General features: G+C 59.1%; 15 protein-coding genes. 10 read left to right on the top strand and 5 right to left on the bottom strand.

The window, feature by feature from the left end; all coding sequences use genetic code 11:
- The first annotated feature begins 56 nt into the window (after positions 1-56).
- Both DU506_RS08865 and sixA read left to right on the top strand, forming a co-directional pair.
- On the top strand, positions 57-1,127 hold the full coding sequence (locus DU506_RS08865; protein ID WP_114486575.1) for an NAD(P)H-dependent glycerol-3-phosphate dehydrogenase: 1,071 nt from the start codon (positions 57-59) through the stop codon (positions 1,125-1,127).
- A complete protein-coding gene (sixA, locus tag DU506_RS08860; RefSeq protein WP_235825487.1) occupies positions 1,120-1,635 on the top strand; it encodes a phosphohistidine phosphatase SixA in 516 nt (171 codons plus the stop codon). The genes DU506_RS08865 and sixA overlap by 8 nt, the downstream gene beginning before the upstream one ends.
- A gap of 103 nt (positions 1,636-1,738) precedes the next feature.
- On the opposite strand, the gene gatB is transcribed toward sixA, so the two are convergent.
- The 3 genes from gatB to gatC all read right to left on the bottom strand — a co-directional run bounded on the left by gatB (position 1,739) and on the right by gatC (position 5,004).
- On the bottom strand, positions 1,739-3,193 hold the full coding sequence (gatB, locus tag DU506_RS08855; RefSeq protein ID WP_114486609.1) for an Asp-tRNA(Asn)/Glu-tRNA(Gln) amidotransferase subunit GatB: 1,455 nt from the start codon (positions 3,191-3,193) through the stop codon (positions 1,739-1,741).
- Complete coding sequence (gatA, locus tag DU506_RS08850; RefSeq protein ID WP_114486574.1) at positions 3,193-4,653, bottom strand: Asp-tRNA(Asn)/Glu-tRNA(Gln) amidotransferase subunit GatA; 1,461 nt, start codon at positions 4,651-4,653, stop codon at positions 3,193-3,195. The genes gatB and gatA overlap by 1 nt, the downstream gene beginning before the upstream one ends.
- 63 nt (positions 4,654-4,716) lie before the next feature.
- Positions 4,717-5,004 carry an Asp-tRNA(Asn)/Glu-tRNA(Gln) amidotransferase subunit GatC gene (gene gatC / locus DU506_RS08845; protein WP_114486573.1) on the bottom strand — a complete coding sequence of 96 codons (288 nt, stop codon included), beginning with the start codon at positions 5,002-5,004 and terminating at the stop codon, positions 4,717-4,719.
- A 241-nt stretch (positions 5,005-5,245) separates the two neighbouring features.
- On the opposite strand from gatC, the gene DU506_RS08840 reads away from it, so the two are divergent.
- From DU506_RS08840 to tldD, 7 genes are read left to right on the top strand one after another with little or no spacing between them, the layout of a single operon-like run.
- A complete protein-coding gene (locus DU506_RS08840) occupies positions 5,246-6,283 on the top strand; it encodes a rod shape-determining protein (protein ID WP_114486572.1) in 1,038 nt (345 codons plus the stop codon).
- A gap of 44 nt (positions 6,284-6,327) precedes the next feature.
- Positions 6,328-7,272 carry a rod shape-determining protein MreC gene (mreC, locus tag DU506_RS08835; protein WP_114486571.1) on the top strand — a complete coding sequence of 315 codons (945 nt, stop codon included), beginning with the start codon at positions 6,328-6,330 and terminating at the stop codon, positions 7,270-7,272.
- Positions 7,272-7,763, top strand: a complete 492-nt coding sequence (mreD, locus tag DU506_RS08830; RefSeq protein WP_114486570.1) for a rod shape-determining protein MreD — start codon at positions 7,272-7,274, stop codon at positions 7,761-7,763. Before mreC ends, mreD begins: the two co-directional genes overlap by 1 nt.
- A gap of 15 nt (positions 7,764-7,778) precedes the next feature.
- Positions 7,779-8,396 carry a Maf family protein gene (locus DU506_RS08825; protein WP_114486569.1) on the top strand — a complete coding sequence of 206 codons (618 nt, stop codon included), beginning with the start codon at positions 7,779-7,781 and terminating at the stop codon, positions 8,394-8,396.
- Between the two features lie 58 nt (positions 8,397-8,454).
- Positions 8,455-9,918, top strand: a complete 1,464-nt coding sequence (gene rng, locus DU506_RS08820) for a ribonuclease G (protein ID WP_114486568.1) — start codon at positions 8,455-8,457, stop codon at positions 9,916-9,918.
- A gap of 3 nt (positions 9,919-9,921) precedes the next feature.
- Positions 9,922-13,827: a YhdP family phospholipid transporter gene (locus DU506_RS08815; protein WP_114486567.1), complete on the top strand. Its 3,906-nt coding sequence runs from the start codon at positions 9,922-9,924 to the stop codon at positions 13,825-13,827.
- Entirely contained in the window at positions 13,824-15,275 is a 1,452-nt protein-coding gene (tldD, locus tag DU506_RS08810) for a metalloprotease TldD (protein ID WP_114486566.1), read from the top strand. The genes DU506_RS08815 and tldD overlap by 4 nt, the downstream gene beginning before the upstream one ends.
- Before the next feature lie 10 nt (positions 15,276-15,285).
- Here tldD and yjgA read toward each other — a convergent pair whose 3' ends face one another.
- Positions 15,286-15,804, bottom strand: a complete 519-nt coding sequence (gene yjgA, locus DU506_RS08805; RefSeq protein WP_114486565.1) for a ribosome biogenesis factor YjgA — start codon at positions 15,802-15,804, stop codon at positions 15,286-15,288.
- Between the two features lie 98 nt (positions 15,805-15,902).
- Between yjgA and pmbA the strand changes: the two genes are divergently transcribed.
- On the top strand, positions 15,903-17,255 hold the full coding sequence (gene pmbA, locus DU506_RS08800; RefSeq protein WP_114486564.1) for a metalloprotease PmbA: 1,353 nt from the start codon (positions 15,903-15,905) through the stop codon (positions 17,253-17,255).
- On the opposite strand, the gene DU506_RS08795 is transcribed toward pmbA, so the two are convergent.
- Positions 17,252-17,521 (bottom strand): HPr family phosphocarrier protein, encoded by a 270-nt coding sequence (locus DU506_RS08795; RefSeq protein WP_114486563.1) that lies wholly within the window; start codon positions 17,519-17,521, stop codon positions 17,252-17,254. The two genes, pmbA and DU506_RS08795, sit on opposite strands and share 4 nt — an antisense overlap.
- Between the last annotated feature and the right edge of the window lie 46 nt (positions 17,522-17,567).

Here is a 17,567-nt window from a genome sequence, read left to right as displayed (position 1 = left end):
TAAGGTAGATAATAAAGTAGACACTTCGTTAAGTGAGATAGCTTCAGGAAACCGTCATGTCTGAGCAACAGATCAAGGTCGCCGTGTTGGGCGGCGGAAGTTTCGGCACCGCGCTGGCGAGCATTGCTGCCGACAATGGCGCTCGGGTGCGCCAATGGATGCGGGATGCGGCGCTGGTTGAGCAGATCAACCGCGAGCATCGAAATGGGCGCTATCTACCCCATTACGCCATGAATCCCGCGGTCGAGGCATCGACCGAGATGGCTCAGGTACTCGAAGGTGCCGAGCTGGTACTTATTGCGATTCCCTCAAAAGCGTTTCGTAGCGTGGTCCAGGCTGCCAAGCCCTGGCTCAAACCGGAACATATTCTGGTAAGCACTACCAAGGGCATCGAGCAGGATAGCTTTTTGCTGATGAGCCAAGTTCTTGAGCAGGAAACCCACTTTACCCATATCGGGGTGATCGCTGGCCCCAACCTGGCCTCGGAAATTGCCGACAAGCAACTCACGGCTACCGTCATTGCCAGCTACGATGCCCTGACCCGCACCCGTGTCCAGCAGGCGCTTGGGTGTGGTTATTTTCGTGTCTACGCCAGCAACGACCGTCATGGAGTCGAGTTGGCGGGGGCGCTTAAGAACATCTACGCGATTGCAGCCGGCATGGCGGCCGCACTGGGCATGGGTGAAAATACCCGCAGCATGTTGATGACACGGGCCTTGGCAGAGATGAGTCGGTTTGCCGTGGTTCAGGGTGCCAATCCCATGACGTTTCTCGGTTTGGCGGGTGTAGGCGACTTGATCGTCACCTGTTCTTCCAATCTCTCGCGCAATTATCGTGTGGGCTACGCCCTGGGAAAGGGCGATTCGCTCGAGGAGGCAGTCGAGTCTCTGGGTCAGGTCGCTGAAGGGGTCAATACCGTGCAACTGGTATGCGCCAAGGCACGCGAAGCGGGCGTTTACATGCCTCTTGCCGAAGGCCTCTATAAAGTATTGTTTGAAGGCGTTCCCGCTCGTGACATGGCGGGTTACTTGATGCTCGGGGAGCAAAGCAGCGATGTGGAATTCATCCTGCCTCGAGAGGCTGTGCAGCAAGCCCATCGGGAATCAGGTGAGTGGCGCAATGAATAACCGCCGTATCATGATGGATGAAGACGATACCAATACGTTGTTGATCATGCGCCATGCGGAGGCTGCCGGGGGCGTGCCGGATGCAGAGCGTCGCTTGACGCCGCGCGGTGCGCAACAGGCCGAGCAGATGGCCGCCTGGCTTGCCGGGCGCGTTGAGCAGGGCGAATTGGCAGGATTGCGGCTTCTGGCAAGTCCTTATCGCCGTGCCCAGCAAACCGCTCAGGCGGTGGGCAGGGCCTTGAACGTGACGGTGGAAACGCTGGGGTTGATCACGCCCGAGGATGACCCGCGCGAGGTCAATGAATGGTTGCTGGCCCAGCCGGAACGTCGGACGTGGCTACTGGTGAGTCATATGCCATTGGTGGGTGAGCTGAGCGGCTTGATGCTGGAAGGGCGGCTGGGTTGCGGGCCGGGATTCTCACCCGCCGCCATCGCCGAACTCAAGGCCGATGTCTGGGCGTCGGGCTGTGCCACGCTGGCCGGTTTTTTCCAACCCGAGCTGCGCTGAACGCCAAAGCCCGCCGCAAGTCATGCTCGCCGCGGGCTTTGGGTCGTTTGCCGAAAAACTGTTTGTCGAAAAAAAACGGTTTGCCTGAAAGGCTTTCACTTGCTTACAGCAAGGCGTCGAGCTTCTCCTTGAGCAACCCATTGACCTGCTGAGGATTGGCCGTGCCGCGAGAGGCCTTCATTACCTGGCCGACGAAATAACCGATCATCTTGCCGCGCTTTTCCGGTTCGGCATCGCAGTACTGGGCGACCTGGGCGGGGCTGTCGGCGATCACCTGGTCGATCATCGCTTCGATGGCGCCGCTGTCGGTGACCTGCTTCAATCCTTGGGCCTCGATCACGTCATCCGCCGAATTTCCCTGGCCGTTCCATAGTGCCTGGAAGACTTGCTTGGCGGCCTTGCCGCTGATGGTGTCATCCATCACCCGGCCAACCAGTTGCCCGAGTTGGCGAGCGGAGACCGGGCTTTGGGTAATCAACAGATTCTCACGATTGAGTGCGCCGGAAAGTTCTCCTTGCACCCAGTTGGCCGCCTGCTTGGCATCGCCGCACTCGTTTTTCACTTCCTCGAAATATTCGGCCATATCGCGGCTGGCCGAAAGCACCCCGGCATCATAGGCGGAAAGCCCCAGCTCACGCTCGAAGCGTGCACGCTTGTCGGCGGGAAGTTCCGGCAATTGACCACGCAGATGCTCCACGTAGGCTTGATCAAGCACCACCGGCAAGAGATCAGGGCAAGGGAAGTAGCGGTAGTCGTTGGCTTCTTCCTTGGTGCGCATGCTACGGGTTTCGTCACGTTCAGGGTCGTACAGGCGAGTTTCCTGGACGACCCTGCCGCCATCTTCGATCAGCTCGATCTGACGCTCGACCTCAAAGGCGATGGCGCGCTCGACGAAGCGAAAGGAGTTGACGTTCTTGACTTCGGCACGGGTGCCCAGGCTGGCTTGACCCTGAGGACGTACCGAGACGTTGACGTCGCAACGCATCGAGCCTTCGGCCATGTTGCCGTCGGAGATGCCCAGATAGGTCACGATCGAGTAAATTGCCTTGAGGAAAGCCGCGGCCTCCTTGGCGTTGCGCATGTCGGGCTCGGAGACGATCTCGAGCAGCGGGGTACCGGCGCGGTTCAGATCGATCCCGGTCATGCCGTGAAAGTCTTCATGCAGTGACTTCCCGGCATCTTCTTCCAGGTGAGCATGGTGAATACGGATGGACTTGGTGCTGCCATCCTCAAGACTGACTTCCACTTCACCGGGACCGACGATGGGGTGATACATCTGGCTGGTCTGGTAGCCCTTGGGCAGGTCCGGGTAGAAGTAGTTCTTGCGGTCGAACACCGATACTTCGGGAATCTGTGCATGAACCGCCAGGCCGAATTGCACGGCCATGGAAACGGCTGCTTCATTGAGTACCGGCAGTACCCCGGGGAGCCCTAGGTCTACCGCACAGGCCTGAGTGTTGGGCTCTGCGCCGAACGCCGTGGAGGCGCCGGAAAATATCTTGGAACGAGTGGCAAGTTGAACGTGGACCTCAAGCCCGATCACGGTTTCCCATTGCATCATGCGTTCTCCTTGGCAAAGGCGGGGCGTTGGCGGTGCCAGTCGGTCGCCTGTTGGAACTTGTGCGCCACGTTAAGCAATTGCGCTTCGGCGAAGTGGGTGCCTAGAATCTGCAAGCCCACCGGACGGTTGCCGACGAACCCTGCCGGTACACTGATCCCTGGAATGCCCGCCAGGTTAACGGAAATGGTGTAGATATCCTGGAGGTACATCGATACCGGGTCTTTCTTGGCGCCGAGGTCGAAGGCCGGGCTGGGCGATGCAGGCCCCATCAGGACGTCGACGTCTTCGAAAGCGTCCAGAAAATCCTGACGAATCAAGCGGCGCACCTGCTGGGCTTTCTTGTAATAGGCATCGAAGAAGCCCTCGGAAAGCGTATGGGTGCCGATCAGGATGCGACGTTTCACCTCGTCGCCGAAGCCTTCCTCGCGGGAGCGCTTGTAAAGATCGGTCAAGTCCAGCGGGTTTTCGCAGCGATGGCCGAAGCGCACGCCGTCATAGCGCGAAAGGTTCGAGGAAGCTTCCGCCGGGGCGATGACGTAGTAGGCCGGAATCGCGTAATGCGTATGCGGCAGGCTGACCTCACGCACCGTGGCACCCAGGGATTCATATACCCTGACTGCTTCGCGTACGGCAGCGGCTACTTCGGGATCCAGGCCGTCGCCGAAATATTCCTTGGGCAGGCCGATCTTGAGCCCGGAAAGCGGCGCGTCGAGGGTGTCCAGGTAATCGGGTACCCCACGGGCCAGACTGGTGGAATCACGCAGGTCGTGTCCGGCGATATGGTTCAGCAGGTGAGCGCAGTCTTCCGCGGTGCGGGCCATGGGGCCTGCCTGGTCGAGGCTCGACGCATAGGCAATGATGCCGTAGCGCGATACCCGGCCGTAAGTAGGCTTCAGCCCGGTGATGCCGCAGAACGCCGCCGGCTGGCGAATCGAGCCGCCGGTATCGGTACCCATGGCGGCGGGCACCAAACCCGCCGCGACCGCTGCGGCACTGCCGCCGGAGCTGCCGCCGGGTACGGCGGAAAGATCCCAAGGGTTTTTCACTGGTCCATAGAAGCTCGACTCGTTCGAGGAGCCCATGGCGAACTCATCCATGTTGGTCTTGCCCAGTGACACCGTGCCGGCGGCATTGAGCTTTTCCACCACGGTGGCGTTATAGGGGGCAATGAAGGTATCCAGCATCTTCGAGCCGCAGCTGGTCTTGACGCCTTTGGTACAGAAGATGTCCTTGAGAGCTAGCGGGATACCCGTCAACAGGCCGGCGTTGCCCTTGGCACGGGCCTGGTCGGCGGCATCCGCCGCTTTCAGGGCCTGGTCGGCGGTCACGGTGATAAAACTGTTCAGCTTGCTGTCGAGACGCTCGATGCGTTGCAGATAATGCGAGGTCAGCTCGCGGCTGGTGAGCTCGCCGTCGGCCAGGGCCGCCGCGAGTTGGGTGACTGTCTTGTCATGCATGGCCCAGAGGCTCCATCAAGGTTGCCGAAGAAAAATAGAGGCGGCAAAGGCGTGTGCTCGGCGTTATTCCACCACACGAGGGACGAGGTACAGGCCGTTTTCCACGGCGGGGGCGGAGTGCTGGAACGTATCGCGCTGGCTCGACTCGGTGACTTCGTCGGCGCGTAAGCGTTGAGTGGCATCCAGGGGGTGAGCCAAGGGGGCAACGCCTTCGGTGTCCAGGCTCTGTAGCTGATCGACCATTTCCAGAATACGGTTCAGGTCGTCGACGAAGCCGCGAGCCTGGTCGTCACTAACCCCGAGCCGGGCCAGGTGCGCAGCCCGGCGCACATGAGAATCTTCAAGCGCCATGATCGAAATGTCCTCGCGAACGTGGGAGAAAACACATCTCCAGACGAGATGTCGAAAAAAACGTGGTCAAGCATCCTGTTCGTCAATTACATCGACTTTCACAGGAAAATAACCGCAAAAGGTATCACATATTGACCGCGACGGGCAGCGTGGTACGCGACTCATGCTTGCTGCGGGGGGGTTGCGGTGATACCGTTTGCGTCCGCACAGGGTTCCCGGTCTGCACTAGGTAATAACGTCCATGTTCAAACGCTTGAGGGGGCTGTTCTCCAGCGATCTATCGATCGATCTGGGTACGGCCAACACACTGATTTATGTACGCGGTCGGGGCATCGTGCTCGACGAACCATCCGTGGTGGCGATTCGCCAGTCCGGCAACATGCGTAGCGTGGCTGCTGTGGGTACGGATGCCAAGCGCATGCTGGGACGTACACCCGGCAATATTACCGCGATTCGTCCCATGAAAGATGGGGTCATTGCTGATTTCACCGTCACCGAGCAGATGCTTCAACACTTCATCCGCAAGGTACATCAAAGCACCTTCCTGACGCCGAGTCCGCGTGTGCTGGTATGCGTACCCTGCATGTCGACCCAGGTAGAGCGCCGCGCGATTCGTGAATCTGCTGAAGGCGCTGGCGCCCGTGAAGTGTTCCTGATCGAAGAGCCCATGGCGGCTGCGATCGGAGCGGGCCTGCCGGTGGATGAAGCTCAGGGCTCGATGGTCGTGGATATCGGTGGCGGTACCACCGAAATTGCGATCATCTCGCTCAATGGCGTGGTGTATTCCGAGTCGATTCGTGTCGGTGGCGATCGCTTCGACGAAGCCATCACCGCCTATGTCCGGCGCCATTTCGGCAGCTTGATCGGTGAGGCCACAGCCGAGCGGATCAAGGAAGAGATTGGATGTGCCTACCCAGGTGGCGAGCTGCGCGAGATCGACGTGCGCGGGCGCAACCTGGCTGAAGGCATTCCGCGCAGCTTTACGCTCAACTCCCACGAAATCCTGGAAGCTTTGCAGGAAACCTTGGGAGCGATCATCGCTGCGGTGAAAAGCGCTCTGGAACAATCTCCCCCCGAACTTGCCTCCGACATCGCCGAACGTGGTCTGGTATTGACCGGCGGTGGCGCGCTTCTGCGTGATCTTGACAAGCTGATCGCCGAAGAAACCGGCTTGCCGGTGATTGTGGCGGAAGATCCTTTGACTTGCGTGGCACGCGGTGGCGGCAAAGCCCTGGAAATGATCGATCAACATGCTTTCGAGCTGTTATCCAGCGACTGAGCGTTTAACCGTCTCGATCTAGATAGCGGTCAACCGCGGGGGAACTGCCTATCAAACCGCTGTTCTCGCATGGACCACTGCCTGGTTATCGGTTGTTCTTCTGTGCTCTGGCAGCTGGTGCGTTGATGTTTGCCGACCAGCGTTTTACGCGGATGGAGGATGTGCGTGCCCAGCTTTCCATGGTGGTTGCGCCTATCCAGTGGGTGGTCAGCGTGCCCAGTGACTTGCTCAATTGGGGGGCGCTTGCGCTCTCCGACCAGCGTGCCTTGGTAGAGGAAAATCGCTATTTACGTGAGCATATCCTGACACTTTCCCACCGCGCTCAGCGCATGGCCAACGTGACCGCCGAAAATGTGCGGTTGCGTGAGCTGTTGGGGGCCGCGCAGCGTAAGGATGTGCCGTATATGACGGCAGAATTGCTATCTCTGGATAATGACCCCTTCAGCCAGCAGATGGTCATTGACCGTGGGCACCGCAACGGCGCCTACGTGAGTCAACCGGTGATCGATGCCTCCGGTCTGGTGGGGCAGATTACCGCCGTATCCGCTTATTCCAGCCGAGTGTTGATGCTGGCGGATGCCAGTCATGCCTTGCCGGTACAGATCAACCGCAATGGTCTGCGCTTCATCGTCCAGGGCGCGGGGCGCTACGGTAGCTTGAATGTGCTGCACGTGCCCGATACCGCTGATATTCGTGAAGGCGATCTACTCACCACCTCGGGTCTGGCCGGACGTTTTCCGGCGGGATACCCGGTCGCGAAAGTCACCGAGGTCTATCACGATCCCGGCCAGCCATTCGCCCGCGTCACCGCCCAGCCGATGGCGCAGTTGCAGCGTTCGCGTCATTTCCTGTTACTGTTTCCGCCGAAGCAAGCCACTATAGAAGAAGCCGCCTGGGATGAATCTCTGGTTCTCTCGGGAAAGGCACTGCGTGCCGCTCTAAGAGTTGCTTCCCGACGTTCTGACGGTAATGCCGGGGAGGCGAGATAATGGCGCGTACTCCGGTGATTTCCTGGCTGGTGATCTGGTTGAGCCTATCGTTGGCGCTTTGCTTGCAGGTCATGCCATTGGCGGAGGGCTGGCAGGTATTTCATCCCGACTGGCTGGGGTTGACGTTAATCTATTGGTGCATGCGTACACCGGACAGAGTCGGGGTGTATCACGGCTTTGTATTGGGGCTGCTGCTGGACCTGATAGAAGGCACTGCCTTGGGGCAAAATGCCCTGGCTCTAGCGTTGCTGGCCTTTCTGTGTGCCTTGGTATACCCGCGTTTTCGCGCTTACTCGCTGCTCCAGCAAGCGGTGCTGGTGCTCGTGCTGCTGGGTATCGTGCAGTTGGCCGAGCAATGGCTGCGTACCTTGATCGGCGAGTTTTCCATTCACTTGGCCTTCTTGATCCCCTCCTTGATCAGTGCTGCGTTGTGGCCGTGGTTGGCAACCATGTTCAAGGCGCTGGAACAGCGTTTGGCAAGAAACCACTAGGAACCAGGAGCTGACATGCCGCATCCTCAACTCCCGGTGTTATGCTTGGCATCGGCATCACCGCGGCGCAAAGCGCTATTGGCCTCCATCGGAGTGATGGCGGACGTCATCGCCTGCGATGTCGATGAGACCCCGCTGCCAGGTGAAGGCGGCGTTGACTATGTGACCCGCTTGGCAAAGGCCAAGGCAGTGGCGGCCATCCCAAGCACTGACCTGCCGGTTCTGGGTTCGGATACTGCCGTGATACTTGAAGACCGTGTGTTGGGTAAACCGCAGAATGCCGACCATGCGGCTGCCATGCTGCGTTCACTTTCCGGGCGTAGCCATGAAGTAGTGACGGCCGTGGTGGTCCATGGCCCACTCGGAATGCTAACCGCCTGTGTCACGACTCAAGTGATGATGCGCTGTTTGAGTGAGGCTGAAATTGCAGCCTATTGGCGTACTGGCGAGCCACAAGATAAAGCCGGTGGTTATGCGATTCAGGGCAAGGCGGCGATTTTTGTCGAGCGTATCGCCGGCAGTCACTCCGCAGTGGTTGGTTTGCCGCTTTACGAAACCGCCGAGCTTTTAAGCCGCCAGGGTGTGCCGCTATGGGACGGCGTATGGGAGCATGATGCAGGTTTGCCATATTGACGCAGCCCTGTAAATTAACCGAACCCAGAAGTGAAATCGAACCTACAAGGAATTTTGCATGAGCGGCGAAGTCCTCATCAACCTGACGCCAATGGAAACCCGGGTCGCGGTCGTCGAAAATGGCGTATTGCAAGAAGCGTTGATCGAGCGTTCACGACGTCGCGGCATTGTCGGAAATATCTACAAGGGCAAGGTGGTGCGCGTGCTGCCGGGTATGCAAGCAGCGTTTATCGATATCGGTCTGGATCGTGCCGCTTTCATCCATGCCCATGAAGTCATGCCTTCGGGCACGCCTCCCGATGAACAGTTGACCATTGGTCAGCTGCTCCACGAAGGCCAGGCATTGGTGGTGCAGGTCACCAAGGACCCGATTGGCTCCAAGGGCGCTCGACTGACCACGCATCTCTCGATTCCTTCGCGTTACCTTGTTTACATGCCGGATTCGGCCAACCACGGCGTGTCGCAACGCATTGAGGATGAAACCGAGCGCGAACGACTTCGGGAATTGCTGATCGGCAGTGTCGCCGAGCAAACGCTGGAGGTCCACGGTGGCTTCATTGTGCGCACCGCTGCCGAAGGGGTAAGCCTGACGGAGCTGGCCAGCGACATGTATTTCCTGCTGCGGCTTTGGCGCAAGATAAGTGAGCGCAAGATTACCGCCACTCCCGCCGCAGTCATTTATGACGACCTTCCACTGTTCATGCGTACCCTGCGCGACGTCATGCGTGATGAAATCGAGAAGGTGCGTATCGATTCCCGGGAAAATTTTGCCAAGCTGGTGGAGTTCGCCGAGGAATTCATGCCCACCGCCGTGGAGCGCATCGAGTATTACCCCGGGGAACGACCGATTTTCGATCTCTACAGTGTGGAAGACGAAATACAGAAAGCCCTGGGACGTAAGGTACAGCTCAAGTCGGGCGGCTATCTGGTGATAGATCCTACCGAGGCCATGACCACCATAGACGTCAATACCGGCGGCTATGTCGGGCATCGCAATCTGGAAGAGACGATCTTCAAGACCAACCTGGAAGCGGCCAACTCCATTGCTCGCCAGTTGCGCTTGCGTAACCTGGGAGGGATCATCATCATCGATTTCATCGATATGGAGGATACCGAGCACCAGCGCCAAGTGCTGCGGGTGCTTGAGAAAGCATTGGAGCGCGACCACGCCAAGACCAAATGCACTGGGGTCACCGAGCTGGGCCTGGTGCAGCTGACGCGCAAGCGTACCCGCGAAAGCCTGGAGCAGACCTTGTGCGAGGCGTGCCCCACCTGTGCCGGTCGTGGCACCTTGAAAACGCCGGAAACCGTCTGTTATGAAATCTTCCGGGAAATCCTGCGTGAAGAACGCGCCTATAATGCGGATACCTACATGGTGCTGGCATCCCAGGCGGTGGTCGATCGGCTTCTGGACGAAGAGTCAGCGGCAGTGGCCGATCTTGAAGTCTTCATTGGCAAGACCATTCGATTTCAAGTGGAGCTGCATTATTCCCAGGAGCAGTACGACATCGTGCTGATGTAATCCATGATGAGGCGTTCGCTGGTGCGTTGGGGGTTGGGGCTGCTGGCCGTTGTATTGGGAGGGCTTGCGGTACTGCTAGTGGTTTTACGCCTGCTCATGAGCCAAGCGGATGCCTTGATACCCCACATCGAGGCCTTGCTGGAAGCCCGCATCGGCGCTTCTGTAGAGATTGAGCATCTTTCCTTGCAACTGGCCCGCAATGATCCGCTCATGCGGTTTTCCGGGGTGCATGTCACTACCTCGGAAGGTGAAACATTGCTGGCGCTGGAGCAGGCAAGACTGCAGCTGGATACGTTCGCCACACTGGGTGCCATGGCCCCGGTCTTCAGCGATGCCCGCATAAACGGTCTGGCAGTGCATCTTTATCAGCAAGACGCAGGTGCCCGCTGGTACTGGCCCGGCACTACCGAGCTGCCGCTCGAGTACGAGCTTGACCTGGAAGTACTCGACGCCTGGGCTGCACTGATCCTGCGCCAGCGTCTATGGGTGCAGGAAACCAGTATCGTGCTGCACGGCCGCCAACGAACGGTCACCTTGCTGGCCCCTGAGTTGCTGATGAGTGGGGATTCTCGCCGTACTCGCCTGGAAGGTAGCTTGGAAGTCGCTCGGCAGGATGCGCCGGGACAAGTCGTCGAAAATTGGCCTGCGGTACAGATGCAAGTGGAAGTACAGCCGGGCCAACACGGTTTCCGCGATTTCTCCGCAGCCCTGCAACTGGATATGCAACTGGATAACTTGCGCACCCTGGCGCAGTTGTTATTACCCGCACGAAGCCCGCAATTGCAGCACGCCAGCGGCGAGGCGCGCCTCTGGGGCCGCTGGCAAGCAGGTGCGCTTGCCGATGCCCGCATCGATCTCGACATTTCTCACCTGGCCTTGCGTCATCAGACCCAAGAGACCGTGCTGCGTGATATTCATGCTCAAGGCCAATGGCTGCGGCGAGGCGACGGCGGTGAAGCTTGGCTGGAAGGCGACGCCGACACGGTTGACAGGACGCAGCCGACAGCGTCGGGCGATGTCGGCCCAGCATTGCCGCATCATTGGTACCTGATCCATGACCCGGATGGCTGGGAAGTCCGTACCAGTGAGTTTGAACTGGCTTCTTTGGCGGCCTGGCGTGAGCACGTTCCGCTGCCTGAAGCCTTGTCACGGGTAGTGGCGACTCTGGCGCCGCGAGGCCAGGTGAGCGGGCTGAGTCTGGGGCATCGCCATGACCAGTGGGAAGCCACGGCGGCTATCAGCGGCCTTGAAGCATCCCCTTGGGGGCATGTGCCTGGCGGTGGCCCCCTCGACGCCTGGGTCGAAGCCCGGGATCTGCGCGGTAGAGTCTTATTCAATAGTGCCGGGGCCAGTACCCTGTATTTCCCCAGCATCTTTTCGGCGCCCATGGCATTGAATCATGCGCAGGGAGAAGTGCAGTGGGTCTACGATGGCCCCGATAGCCTGATCAGTGGCAGGAACCTGCTGGTTGATTGGGAAGGTGCCCATGTCGAGGGCGGATTCGGCCTGGTCACTGGAAAGCCGCGCGGTCACTTCGGCCTGGATATTGCCTTTCGCGACGTTGATGCGGTAAAGCGCCCCCTGGCTCAATGGCTACCCATGGGAGTTCTGGGAGAAGACTTGAGTGAATGGTTGCTCGGCGACATGGGCGGCGTGGTAAGAGAAGGAACGTTTTCTTTGAGCCAGCCTTTATTCGAAGGCGTTGAAATAGACGACAGGGAGCTGGAACTGGCGCTGGATATTGTCGATGGCTACTTACCCATCGCTCCCGACTGGCCGATGCTGGAAGGTATCGAGGGGCGTCTGCAATTGAGCAATCAGCGTCTGCAGGCCGCCATCGACAATGCCCACAGCCATGGCGTCAAGGCTACCTCCGGCGCGGTGCTTCTGGAAGATAACCAACTGAGGGTCGACGGCAAGGCTGAAGCTTCGGTTGAGCAAACCAGGGCTTTTCTACAAGCCACCCCTCTGGAAGGCATGCAGGCATTGGATGATTGGCGGGGAGAAGGGCGTATCAATGCCGACATCGCCTTGAATACCTCTCTTGAAGCACCCGAGGCCCTGCAGCTCGAGATCAATACCCATCCCCAATTGTCACGGCTGACTTATCAGCCCTTGTCATTGAATATCGATCAGGTCGACGGGATGCTCAGCTGGACTCAGCAAGGGCCGGACGGTGGGCTTGCCGGGCAAGTGGCGGGGCGTCTCTGGGAAGGCGATGTCTCGGCGACTGTCGACACCCATGAAGATCATCTGAGCTTGGTAGGTGAGTCCGAAGCGGGAGCTCTGCTACGCTGGGCAGGGGTGCCCTCTGAGAAAACCCAGGCCTTGGCGCAGGGGCGGACCGCTTGGCAGGGGCGACTTGAGCTGGAACCCAGCCTGCAGTTACAGCTGAATAGCACCCTGCAAGGCCTGGAATTGACGTTTCCCGCTCCGTTGCAAAAGCCCGCTGAAGCCGCCTGGCCATGGTCGATGAGGATTGATATCGAGAATGGAGCCATACAAAGTGAGTTGGCCAATGTCGTGGATTTTCGTGGCCAGTTTCTTGACGAGGGATTGGCTGGGGCACTTTGGTTGGGTGATGCAACACCACTGTCCTCCGATTGGCCCATTCGACCCGGCTGGACGGTGAAAGCCGATGTGCCCCGCCTGGAGCCGCTTGACTGGCTTAGCCTGGCCGAACTCTTTACAGAGGATGTGTCGGTAGAAAACGAACGCGAAAATACTCAACGCAGCGACTGGCAAGTAGCAGTACAGACGCCTTGTCTGACGTACCAGGATCAATGTCTCGGGTCGATGGAAGCTGATGGCCGGATGAGCCCGGCGGGGATGGAACTCAACCTGAGTGGCAGCTTGGTGGCGGGTAGTGTGCACTATCGCCCTCAGGCAGAGATCCCCCTGGATATCAGCGTAGGCCGCCTGATGTTGGATGACTTGATGGTCTTGTCCGATCAGTTCACCGGCCGGACGGGCTCGGGCGAACCCGTTTCGGCTACATCCACTGGCGACGAGCAAGCACAGCCCCGCGCCTGGATGAACGAAATCGAAACCGAAACCCCTGCATCCGCTGAACTTAGCGGGATTCCCCCCTGGCTTGAGGCGCTCCCCGATGGGCGATTAAGGGTGGCGGAAGTCTTGTATGAGCAAAAGCGCTTCGGGCCATTGACCGCCTACTGGAAAACGCGTGGCAATCAGTTCACTCTGGCTCCGGTAGGCCTAACGTTGGGTCAGATATCGGCACGTGGCGAGTTACGCTGGGAAGGCGATGCCACCCGGAGTCGTACCCACATGGACCTCACCCTGCAAGGCGGGGATATCGGTACCGCCTTGGCGCGGCTGGCGCAACCCAATGTCATGCACAGCCAGCGGACCGACCTGGCAACCCGGCTGAGCTGGCCGGGCGCCCCATGGGAATTGGAACTCAGCCGATCTGAAGGCGAATTGTCCATCGAGCTGCATGACGGGCGGTTTCTCAATATCGAATCGACGCCTGTTGAACTTATCGGCTTGTTGAATTTCGATAATCTGGTGCGTCGTTTACGCCTGGACTTCTCCGATGTCATCGGTCAGGGAACCGTTTTCAACCGTGTGCACGGCAGCGTCGATATTGCCGATGGCGAATTGACCACTCGGGAGATGCTGGAAATCGATACGCCGGCCACCACCTACAGCGTAACGGGTACCGTCGATCTTGTACGCCGGGAACTCGACCAACGCCTGGGCGTCAGACTGCCCATCAGTCAAAGCATGCCGCTTGCAGCGCTTATCGCTGGCGGGCCGCTGGCGGGAGGCGCTTTCTTTATCGCTCACCAGTTATTTGGTGACGCTATCAACCGGGCGACAACTATCTATTACCGCGTGCGTGGCCCTTGGGCAGCGCCGCAAATCACTTTGGAAGGTACTCAATGACCCCAGACAAAGCCATGTTGGACACAGCCGTCACCACCTTGTTAACCCCGGGGGGCTTGGATCTCGACGCACTGGAGACGGGTCTCTCGCATGCATTGGGGGCAGGGGTGGATTATGCCGATCTATACTTTCAGCGCACCTGGCAGGAAGGCTGGGTACTCGAAGACGGTGAGGTAAAAGAAGCCAGTTACAGCATCGATGGCGGGGTGGGCGTGCGTGCTCTGGCCGGTGAAAAAACCGGTTTTGCCTACTCGAATCAAATTACCGCCGATGCCTTGGCGGACACCGGGCGTACCGCGGCGGGTATCGTGCGTAGCGGGCAGCGGCTACCTGGCCAGGCTGTGGTCACCTCAACAGCCACGTCACGCTATACCGGCCTTGATCCTCTCGCCGGCCTGACCGCCGAAGACAAAGTGGCCATGCTCAAGCTGGCGGATCGCGTTGCGCGCAGCGCCGACCCCAGCATCAGCCAGGTCAGCGCTTCGCTTTCGGGAACCTATGAAGTCGTTCTGGTGCGTGCCAGCGACGGCACCCTGGGCGCGGACATTCGTCCCTTGGTGCGTTTCAACGTCAGTGTGATCGCGGTCAAGGATGGCCGCCGTGAGCGGGGCAGTGCCGGAGGCGGCGGCCGTTTTTCGATGGCCCGTTTGCGCGACGACAACGTGGCTGAAACCTATGCCCGGGAAGCGGTGCGTCAGGCGCTGGTCAACCTTGAGGCCGTGGCCGCCCCGGCGGGACAGATGCCGGTAGTGCTGGGTCCCGGCTGGCCGGGTATTCTGCTGCATGAAGCCGTCGGCCATGGCCTGGAAGGGGATTTCAATCGCAAGGGTAGTTCTGCATTTTCCGGGCGCATGGGCCAACGCGTGGCTGCCAAGGGCGTGACCGTGGTGGATGATGCCACACTCGACGGTCGCCGTGGATCGCTGAGCATGGATGACGAAGGCACGCCCGGCCAGTACACCCCCTTGATCGAAGACGGCATTCTCACCGGGTATATGCAGGACAAGGTGAACGCGCGGCTCATGGGCATGGCGCCGACGGGAAATGCCCGGCGTGAGTCCTTTGCCGATCTGCCGATGCCGCGCATGACCAACACCTACATGCTGGCCGGTCAGGACGAGCCACAGGACATTATCCGGAGTGTCAAACGCGGCATTTATGCGGTCAGCTTCGGTGGCGGCCAAGTGGATATCACTTCTGGCAAGTTCGTGTTTTCCGCAAGCGAAGCCTACCTGATCGAAGATGGCAGGATTACCGCTCCGGTCAAGGGAGCGACCTTGATCGGTAATGGCCCGGAAGCCATGGGCCGAGTCTCGATGATCGGCCACGACATGGCGCTGGATACCGGCATTGGCGTATGCGGGAAGGAAGGGCAGGGCGTACCGGTGGGTGTCGGTCAGCCCACCTTGAAACTCGATGAGCTGACCGTAGGCGGCACCCAGTCTTAACGCTTTGTGGTTACATTGCAGCGCTTTCGCGAAGGAATTTGAACAGCTTGCGGGCGCTGGTCGGTGGTTTGGCCTGGTCACGTTCGCGCCGTGAATTGCGTATCAACTGACGAAGCGTTTGACGATCCGTGTCGGGATAATCCGCTATAAAGGCATCGATTGCCGAGTCGTCTTCTTCGATCAGGCGGTCGCGCCATTTTTCCAGGCGATGAAAGGAATGATCACGCTGCTGTTGTTCCTGATCGACACTGTCGAACACCGCCTGGATCGCGACCAGGTCTTCCTTGCGGATCAGTTTGCCGACGTATTGCATGTGCCGCCGGCGCCCTTCATGGGAGCGAATGCGTGACGTTTCCTCGATGGCACGCAGCATGTCATCGGAAAGCGGAAACCGTGCCAGCTCAGCGGGTTTCATGGCAATCAGGGTTTCCCCCAATTCCTGCAGGGCGTGCATTTCGCGCTTGAGCTGCGATTTGCTGGGGCGTTCTTGTTCATCGTTTTCGATGAAGTCAGGGCGTTTTTTGGACATGATGTGGCTCGTTAACGAATTCAGGTTGCGGCAGTATATCAGGCCGCAAGCGACAGCATTCACCTGCCGGGGATTCTCGGCTGAGGAAGGAGAAAAATATGACACAAGCGTTTGATGCGCCGGCCCAGCAACAGTTGCTGGAATCGCGTGCCGAAGAGGCGTTGGCACTGGCTAAACAGCTGGGTGCGGATGCCTGCGAAGTTGGGGCAAGTGTCGATCAAGGCGTGGGTGTCAGTGTGCGTCTGGGCGAAGTCGAAACCGTCGAGCTGTCCCGAGATCAAGGTATCGCAGTCACGGTATATGTCGGTATGCACAAAGGTAGTGCTTCATCTACCGATGCCGGGCAGGCGTCGATTCGTGCGGCGGTGGAAAAAGCCATGGCGATTGCGCGTTACACTGGCGAAGACCCGGCGGCAGGTTTGGCAGATGCTGCATTGATGGCCACGGACTTCCCCGATTTAAACGCCCACCACCCTTGGGAGCTGAGTACCGAACAAGCCATTGAAATAGCACTTGCCTGTGAAAGCGCCGGTCGTGGTGTCGAAGGCATCACCCATTCGGAGGGTGCGTCACTTTCCACAGGGGAGGGTGTGCGCGTCTATGCCAATAGCCATGGATTCCTGGGGAGTCAGAAAGGCAGCCGTCACTCACTCTCCTGCATGTTGATTGCCCAGGACGGCAGTGGTATGCAGCGTGACTATGATTACACCTCGGCCCGCGACTCACGACAGTTACAGGATCCCGAAGCGGTTGGGCGGCAGGCAGCTGAGCGAACGCTGCGCCGTCTGGGTGGAAGGCGTCCCACCACTGGCCGCTTTCCGGTACTGTTCGATCCAAGCCTGGCGGGTGGTCTGGTAGGGAACCTGATGGGAGCCCTGGCCGGTGGTGCCCTGTATCGCCAAGCGTCGTTCTTGTGTGACCGCCTGGGAGATCCCTTGTTTCCCGACTGGTTCTCATTAAGCGAACGACCTATGGAGGTCGGCGCCATGGCCAGCTCGCCGTTCGATAGCGAAGGTGTACAGACGCGCAATAACCGTTTTATCGATCAGGGGCGCCTGGAAAGTTATATGCTCTCGAGCTATAGCGCTCGGCGCTTGGGGATGCAGACCACGGGCAATGCCGGAGGAGCTCGGAATCTACGCATATCGGCACCCTTGAGCGCACCGCAAGACTTGCTTCGACAGATGGGGCGCGGGGTATGGGTGACGGAGCTGATGGGCCAAGGGGTCAATGGCGTCACCGGGGACTACTCTCGCGGCGCTACCGGCTTCTGGGTGGAAGATGGCAAGGTCCAGTATCCTATTGAAGAGTTCACCATCGCCGGTAATCTCGAACAGATGTTCAGTGGCTTGGTAGGTATCGGTAACGACACCGATACGCGAGGCAGTATTCACACCGGTAGCTGGTTGATCGATGAAATGACCGTGGCCGGCGATCAGGACAGTGACTAGGCATCTTCATCGAAGCGTGCGTCAAAGAGTTCCTGGATCGCTTCGAGTGCCTGTTCGGCATCGTCGCCTTCCGCGTTTATTGTAAGCTCGGTGCCACAAGGAGCGGCCAGCATCAAGAGAGCCATGATGTTGGCCGCATCCGCTTCCTGACTGGCTTTTTGAACGCGTACACGTGCGTTGAAGTCTTGGCAGCACTGTACCAGTTTGGTGGCAGCACGAGCATGCAGACCGCGTCGGTTGATAAGCGTCAGCTTGCGTTGAGGCACCGTATTTCCTTTATCTTGCGTGGGCGCTGGGCGGTATTAATAGGTT

It is taken from the genome of Vreelandella rituensis (assembly GCF_003336665.1).
Lineage (GTDB): Bacteria > Pseudomonadota > Gammaproteobacteria > Pseudomonadales > Halomonadaceae > Vreelandella > Vreelandella rituensis.
Note: the sequence above shows the minus strand (reverse complement) of the source record. Positions and strands in the feature narration are given on the sequence as shown.

Excerpts from the sequence above, each read along its gene's own strand:
- sixA (WP_235825487.1), top strand. The coding sequence starts at position 1,120 with ATGAATAACCGCCGTATCATGATGGATGAAGACGATACCAATACGTTG.
- tldD (WP_114486566.1), top strand. The coding sequence starts at position 13,824 with ATGACCCCAGACAAAGCCATGTTGGACACAGCCGTCACCACCTTGTTA.
- pmbA (WP_114486564.1), top strand. The coding sequence starts at position 15,903 with ATGACACAAGCGTTTGATGCGCCGGCCCAGCAACAGTTGCTGGAATCG.
- DU506_RS08825 (WP_114486569.1), top strand. The coding sequence starts at position 7,779 with ATGCCGCATCCTCAACTCCCGGTGTTATGCTTGGCATCGGCATCACCG.
- DU506_RS08865 (WP_114486575.1), top strand. The coding sequence starts at position 57 with ATGTCTGAGCAACAGATCAAGGTCGCCGTGTTGGGCGGCGGAAGTTTC.
- gatC (WP_114486573.1), bottom strand. The coding sequence starts at position 5,004 with ATGGCGCTTGAAGATTCTCATGTGCGCCGGGCTGCGCACCTGGCCCGG.
- mreD (WP_114486570.1), top strand. The coding sequence starts at position 7,272 with ATGGCGCGTACTCCGGTGATTTCCTGGCTGGTGATCTGGTTGAGCCTA.
- gatB (WP_114486609.1), bottom strand. The coding sequence starts at position 3,193 with ATGCAATGGGAAACCGTGATCGGGCTTGAGGTCCACGTTCAACTTGCC.
- yjgA (WP_114486565.1), bottom strand. The coding sequence starts at position 15,804 with ATGTCCAAAAAACGCCCTGACTTCATCGAAAACGATGAACAAGAACGC.
- rng (WP_114486568.1), top strand. The coding sequence starts at position 8,455 with ATGAGCGGCGAAGTCCTCATCAACCTGACGCCAATGGAAACCCGGGTC.
- DU506_RS08815 (WP_114486567.1), top strand. The coding sequence starts at position 9,922 with ATGATGAGGCGTTCGCTGGTGCGTTGGGGGTTGGGGCTGCTGGCCGTT.
- gatA (WP_114486574.1), bottom strand. The coding sequence starts at position 4,653 with ATGCATGACAAGACAGTCACCCAACTCGCGGCGGCCCTGGCCGACGGC.
- DU506_RS08840 (WP_114486572.1), top strand. The coding sequence starts at position 5,246 with ATGTTCAAACGCTTGAGGGGGCTGTTCTCCAGCGATCTATCGATCGAT.